Genomic DNA, 6,262 nt, shown 5'->3' on the forward strand with positions numbered 1-6,262 from the left:
CGGGCGGTCAGCCCGCCGTCGGCTCCGTCTCGGAGGAGCCCGCGTGCTCGTGCCGGTCGGCGGAAGCGGCGACGGCGCCCTTCGCGCGCGCCCGCTCGGCCGCGCGGCGCAGCTCGCGTCGGCCGCGGCCGGCCGTGCGCAGGGCGTCCCAGGTGAGCAGGGCGAGCGCGAGCCAGACGAGCGCGAAGCCGGCGAGCCGCTCGGGCGGCATCTCCTCGTGGAAGGCGAAGAGCCCCAGCGCGAACATGAAGACGGGCGCGAGGTACTGGAGCAGGCCGAGGGTGGAGAGCGGCAGCCGGACGGCGGCGCCGCCGAAGAAGATCAGCGGGAGCGCCGTGGCGAGGCCCGAGAAGGCGAGGAGCACCATGTGGCCCGCGCCCTCGGTCGCGAACGTCGACTCACCGCGCGCCGAGAGCCACACGAGAAACCCCGCAGCCGGCAGGAACTGCATCGCCGACTCGGCGCTGAACCCCTCGACCCCGCCGAGGCCCACGCGCTTCTTCAGCAGCCCGTAGGTGGCGAAGCTGAGCGCCAACGCCAGTGACAGCCACGGCAGTTTGCCGTACGCGACCGTCATCACGACGACGGCGAGCGCCCCCACGCCGACCGCGGTCCACTGGAGCGCGCGCAGGCGCTCGTTGAGGAGCAGGACGCCGAAGGCGATGGAGACGAGCGGGTTGACGAAGTAGCCCAGCGAGCCCTCGATCACCATGCCGTGGGTGACCGCGTAGATGTAGAGGAACCAGTTGACGCTGATCACCGCGGCCGCCGCGGCGACGAGGGCGAGCCTGCGCGGCTGCCGCAGCAGCGGACGCACCCATGTCCACTTGCCGAGGACCGCGAGGATCACGGCCGCCGTCGGGAGCGCCCAGACCATCCGCTGGGCGAGGAGCTCGCCCGGGCCTGTGGCGTCGAGGAAGTGCCAGTAGAGGGGGAGCAGCCCCCACAACCCGTACGCGCCGAAGCCGAAGAGCAGCCCCGTCCGCTTCTCGTCGGCTGCTGCCATGGCCTCTCCCGTAATCGTGGTGGACGGGCCCCTGACGCTCGTTGCCGACCGGGCTCCCGCATCAAGGTAACGACGGCGATCGCCCCTGTCATTTCCGTTTCGCCGAACGAACCTGACCCGTCGGAGCCTTCGGGGCGCGGACGCTCAGGCCGGACGCCCCGTCGAGTCCGGCCGGTCGGCGCGACGGGCCGCGCGGGGATGCTGCGGCCCGCGTCGGACACCGGGCGCCGCCCCGACCGGCCTCGCCACCTCCCACGCCGCCTCGCGCACCCGCCGCGCGACCGCCGCCGCGTCCGGTGCCCTGGTGAGCTCCATGCCGAGCGGGCGGTCGCCCGCGAAGCGGACGAAGCCGACGGTGTGCTCGTCGAAGAGCCAGAAGTCCCGTAGCGGGACGTGGAGTCGGAGCGCCTCGGAGCGGGTGAGGCAGCGGAGGTCCTCGCCCGCCTCGACGTCCTGGCGCGCCCGCGCGAGCAGCCACCGCTGGTAGGCCGTCGGCGGCTCGTCGACGACGCGGGCCCGCGCGACGCTCCTGCCCCTGCGCCGCAGCGAGCGGAGCGTACGCCGCCACGGCCCTTCCTCGTCCCCGACCGGGCCGCCGAGGAGGAAGAGCGCCAACTCCTGGCGTTCCTCGGGGAGTTCGTACTCCGGGCGGGTCTCCCACCGCCAGGCCGTCCGCGCGAAACCGTGGTCGAAGAAATCGGCCAGCGCCGCGCCTGCGAGTATCTCGGACACCTCGGTGCTCCTCACCACTCGACGAGCGAACGGGCCCCGTGCGCACCACGATGCCCGGCCCTGGCCGCTTCGAACCGGGCGCGCGGAGGCACGGCTTCCGGACGCCGTGCCGACGGCACGAGCGGACCCCGCGGCGGACGCCGCGGGGCCGCTACCGGGGACGCCCGGGGATCAACCCACCACCGTCCAGGTGTCGTTGCCGTGCAGGAGCGCTGCGAGGTCGCCCTTGCCGCTGCGGTCGACGGCGGCTTCGAGCTGCTCGGACATCGCGTCGTCGTAGACCGCGCGGTCGACGTCGCGGAGGACGCCGATCGGGGTGCGGTGCAGGGTCTGCGGGTCCGCGAGGCGCGAGAGCGCGAAGGCGTTCACCGGTGAGGTGGAGTGCGCGTCGTGGACGAGGACCGCGTCCGTGCCGTGCTCGGCGACGTCGACGACGCGCAGGTCGCCCGTGGCCGGGTCGCGCACGACGCCCTGGGCGCCGAGCCCGTCGTCGGCCGGCGGGCCGAAGCGGATGGGCTCGCCGTGGTCGAGGCGGATGACGGCCTGCTCGGCCTGCTCGGCGTCCTTCAGGATCTCGAAGGCGCCGTCGTTGAAGATGTTGCAGTTCTGGTAGATCTCGACGAGCGCCGAGCCGGGGTGGTCCGCCGCCGCCTGGAGCACGCTCGTGAGGTGCTTGCGGTCGGAGTCGACGGTGCGCGCCACGAACGACGCCTCGGCGCCGAGTGCGAGCGACACCGGGTTGAACGGCGCCTCCAGCGAACCCATCGGCGTCGACTTGGTGATCTTGCCCGTCTCGGAGGTGGGCGAGTACTGGCCCTTGGTGAGCCCGTAGATCCGGTTGTTGAAGAGCAGGATCTTGAGGTTGACGTTCCGGCGCAGCGCGTGGATCAGGTGGTTGCCGCCGATCGAGAGCGCGTCGCCGTCCCCGGTGACGACCCAGACCGACAGGTCGCGCCGCGACGCGGCGAGACCCGTCGCGATCGCCGGCGCCCGGCCGTGGATCGAGTGCATCCCGAAGGTGTTCATGTAGTACGGGAAGCGGGACGAGCAGCCGATGCCGGAGACGAAGACGATGTTCTCCCGCGCCAGCCCGAGCTGGGGCATGAACCCCTGCACGGCGGCGAGCACCGCGTAGTCGCCGCAGCCGGGGCACCAGCGGACCTCCTGGTCCGACTTGAACTCCTTCATCGACTGCTTCGCCTCGGCCTTGGGGACGAGCGAGAGCGCCTGCGGACGGCCGTGCCCGGTCTCCGCGGTCGCGGGTGCCTGGGTGTCAGCCATGGACGAGGGCCTCCTTGAGAGCGTTCGCGAGCTGCTCGGCCTTGAAGGGCAGGCCGCGCACCTGGTTGTAGGACTGCGCGTCGACGAGGTACTCGGCCCGCAGCAGCCGCGCGAGCTGCCCGAGGTTCATCTCGGGGACGACCACCTTGTCGTAGCGGCGCAGCACCTCGCCGAGGTTCGCCGGGAAGGGGTTGACGTACCGCAGGTGCGCCTGCGCGACGGACTCACCCGCGCGGCGCAGGCGGCGCACGGCCGCGGTGATCGGGCCGTACGTCGAGCCCCAGCCGAGGACGAGGAGCTTCGCGTCGCCGCTCGGGTCGTCGACCTCGACGTCCGGTACGTCCACGCCGTCGACCTTCGCCTGGCGGGTGCGGACCATGAAGTCGTGGTTGTTGGGGTCGTACGAGATGTTCCCCGTGCCGTCCTGCTTCTCGATGCCGCCGATGCGGTGTTCGAGCCCCGGCGTGCCGGGCACGGCCCAGGGGCGCGCGAGGGTGTGCGGGTCCCGCTTGTACGGCTGGAAGGAGGCGGTGCCGTCCTCCGCCGTGTGGTTGGGGCCCTGCGCGAACTGCACCTGCAGGTCGGGGAGTTCGGCCACCTGCGGGATCTGCCAGGGCTCGGAGCCGTTGGCGAGGTAGCCGTCGGAGAGGAGGAAGACCGGGGTGCGGTAGGTGAGCGCGATCCGGGCCGCCTCCAGCGCGGCGTCGAAGCAGTCCGCGGGCGTGGAGGGCGCGACGATCGGCACCGGGGCCTCGCCGTTGCGGCCGTACATCGCCTGGAGGAGGTCGGCCTGCTCGGTCTTGGTCGGCAGGCCAGTCGACGGGCCGCCGCGCTGGATGTCGATGACGAGCAGCGGGAGTTCGAGGGAGACGGCGAGGCCGATCGTCTCGGACTTCAGCGCGACGCCGGGGCCCGAGGTCGTCGTCACCGCGAGGGAGCCGCCGAAGGCGGCGCCGAGCGCGGCGCCGATGCCGGCGATCTCGTCCTCCGCCTGGAAGGTGCGTACGCCGAAGTTCTTGTGCTTCGAGAGCTCGTGGAGGACGTCGGAGGCCGGCGTGATCGGGTACGAGCCGAGGAAGAGCGGCAGGTCCGACTGCTGCGAGGCGGCGATGAGACCGTACGCCAGCGCCAGGTTGCCCGAGATGTTCCGGTAGGTGCCGGGCGCGAAAGCGGTGGAGGCCGGGGCGACCTCGTAGGAGACGGCGAAGTCCTCCGTCGTCTCGCCGAAGTTCCAACCGGCGCGGAACGCGGTGATGTTGGCCTCGGCGACGTCCGGCTTCTTCGCGAACTTGGTGCGGAGGAACTCCTCGGTCGCCTCCGTCGGCCGGTGGTACATCCAGGAGAGCAGGCCGAGCGCGAACATGTTCTTCGAGCGGCCCGCCTCCTTGCGGCCGAGGTCGAACCCCTTGAGCGCCTCCACCGTGAGCGTGGTGAGGGGGACCTCGTGGACGCGGTAGCCGTCGAGGGAGCCGTCCCCCAGCGGGCTCTCGGCGTAGCCGACCTTCTGCATCGCCCGCTTGGTGAACTCGTCCGTGTTGACGATGATCTCGGCGCCGCGCGGTACCTCGGAGAGGTTCGCCTTGAGCGCGGCCGGGTTCATCGCCACGAGGACGTCGGGCTGGTCGCCGGGGGTGAGGATGTCGTGGTCGGCGAAGTGCAGCTGGAAGCTGGAGACGCCCGGCAGGGTGCCGGCGGGGGCGCGGATCTCGGCGGGGAAGTTGGGGAGCGTGGAGAGGTCGTTGCCGAAGGAGGCGGTCTCCGAGGTGAAGCGGTCGCCCGTGAGCTGCATGCCGTCACCCGAGTCCCCCGCGAACCGGATGATGACGCGCTCCAGCTTCCTGACCTCCTTGCCGGCGCCGTCCGTGGCTGCGTCTCCGCCGTCGAACGCCTCGGCGGCGGCCCCGTCCGGCGCACCGGCGGTGGGCTGCTTTCCGGTCGGGCTACTGACGTGACTGGTCACGGTGGTTCGGACCTCCTCAAGGCGGCGGCTCACAGCCATCGTACGTCGCTAAGGGTTGCCTTCCTCAGGGGGTGATCGCAGCTTGGACGCGTTTTTGGAACACCCGTACCCCCCGTCACGCCCAACCCCCGTGCTCTTGCGTGCTTCCGTACAGCCTCGCTCAAGTGGCGCTTATTCCAAGCCCCGTGCGCCGCACGGGGGTTGTCCGCGATGCGTGCGGCGGACGGCTCAGGATTCGAGATAGCGGAGGACGGCGAGAACGCGGCGGTGATCCGCGTCACTCTGGGAGAGGCCGAGCTTCAGGAAGATGTTGCTCACGTGCTTCTCCACGGCCCCGTGGCTCACCACGAGCTGCTGCGCGATGGCGGAGTTGGTGCGGCCCTCCGCCATCAGCCCGAGCACCTCGCGCTCGCGCGGCGTCAGCCCGGCGAGCGCGTCCTGCTGGCGGCTGCGGCCGAGGAGCTGGGCCACGACCTCCGGGTCGAGCGCGGTGCCGCCCTCGGCGACCCGCCCCACCGCCTCGACGAACTCCCGCACCTCGGCGACGCGGTCCTTGAGGAGGTAGCCGACGCCGCGGCTGGAGCCGGCGAGCAGCTCGGTGGCGTACTGCTCCTCCACGTACTGGGAGAGGACGAGCACCCCCAGCTCCGGATGGTCGCTGCGGAGCCGTACCGCGGCGCGCACCCCCTCGTCCGTGTGCGTCGGGGGCATGCGGACGTCGGCGACGACGACATCGGGCAGGCGGTCCTCGGCCGCGAGTTCGCCGACCGTCTTCACCAGCGCGTCCCCGTCCCCCACGCCGGCGACGACCTCCCAGCCGCGGTCTGTCAGCAGCCTGGTCAGCCCCTCCCTGAGCAGCACCGAGTCCTCGGCGATGACCACGCGCATGCCGGCCGTCCTTCCCCGTTGGTCCGGAGTCCTCCTGGAGGACCGCCGCGCCGCCTGAGCACGGCGCAGCGATCCTCCAGCATTCCAGACTTCTCGGGCAGCCGGGCGCTGTCGCGCGGTACGGGGCCCAATCGTCAGGTGTGCCAGGGGAGTTCGGCGGTGATGGTCGTCGGCCCTCCGGCGGGGGAGTCGATCAGGAGGAGGCCGTCGACGGAGTCGAGGCGCTCGGCGAGGCCGGCGAGCCCCGTGCCGCCGCTGCCGGGGCCCGCGGTGGCGCCTCCGATCCCGTTGTCCCGGACCTGGAGCATGAGCCGGTCCTCGGTCCGCCACAGGTCGACCTCGGCGCGATGGGCGCCGCTGTGTTTGCTGATGTTTTGGAGGAGTTCGGAGGCGGT

General features: G+C 72.1%; 6 protein-coding genes. All 6 read right to left on the reverse strand.

Annotation, left to right across the window (positions count from 1 at the left end):
• Window positions 1-7: 7 nt before the first annotated feature.
• On the reverse strand, window positions 8-1,006 hold the full coding sequence (gene rarD / locus UWG_RS0123225; RefSeq protein ID WP_016909602.1) for an EamA family transporter RarD: 999 nt from the start codon (window positions 1,004-1,006) through the stop codon (window positions 8-10).
• Between the two features lie 144 nt (window positions 1,007-1,150).
• On the reverse strand, window positions 1,151-1,738 hold the full coding sequence (locus tag UWG_RS31805) for a DUF6879 family protein (protein WP_016909603.1): 588 nt from the start codon (window positions 1,736-1,738) through the stop codon (window positions 1,151-1,153).
• A gap of 171 nt (window positions 1,739-1,909) precedes the next feature.
• Window positions 1,910-3,019: a 2-oxoacid:ferredoxin oxidoreductase subunit beta gene (locus UWG_RS0123235; protein ID WP_016909604.1), complete on the reverse strand. Its 1,110-nt coding sequence runs from the start codon at window positions 3,017-3,019 to the stop codon at window positions 1,910-1,912.
• Window positions 3,012-4,979: a 2-oxoacid:acceptor oxidoreductase subunit alpha gene (locus tag UWG_RS0123240; RefSeq protein WP_016909605.1), complete on the reverse strand. Its 1,968-nt coding sequence runs from the start codon at window positions 4,977-4,979 to the stop codon at window positions 3,012-3,014. Before UWG_RS0123240 ends, UWG_RS0123235 begins: the two co-directional genes overlap by 8 nt.
• A 228-nt stretch (window positions 4,980-5,207) precedes the next feature.
• The gene (locus tag UWG_RS0123245) at window positions 5,208-5,867 is read right to left on the reverse strand and encodes a response regulator transcription factor (protein ID WP_016909606.1); all 660 of its coding nucleotides are present in this window, start codon (window positions 5,865-5,867) and stop codon (window positions 5,208-5,210) included.
• A gap of 134 nt (window positions 5,868-6,001) precedes the next feature.
• Window positions 6,002-6,262: ATP-binding protein (locus tag UWG_RS0123250; RefSeq protein WP_029391711.1), on the reverse strand; the 261-nt coding region annotated here is incomplete at its 5' end.

The sequence above is a fragment of the Streptomyces xiaopingdaonensis genome (assembly GCF_000262345.1).
Classification (GTDB): Bacteria; Actinomycetota; Actinomycetes; order Streptomycetales; family Streptomycetaceae; genus Streptomyces; species Streptomyces xiaopingdaonensis.

Coding starts and splice junctions, on each gene's coding strand:
- rarD (WP_016909602.1), bottom strand. CDS start 1,006: ATGGCAGCAGCCGACGAGAAGCGGACGGGGCTGCTCTTCGGCTTCGGC.
- UWG_RS0123235 (WP_016909604.1), bottom strand. CDS start 3,019: ATGGCTGACACCCAGGCACCCGCGACCGCGGAGACCGGGCACGGCCGT.
- UWG_RS0123245 (WP_016909606.1), bottom strand. CDS start 5,867: ATGCGCGTGGTCATCGCCGAGGACTCGGTGCTGCTCAGGGAGGGGCTG.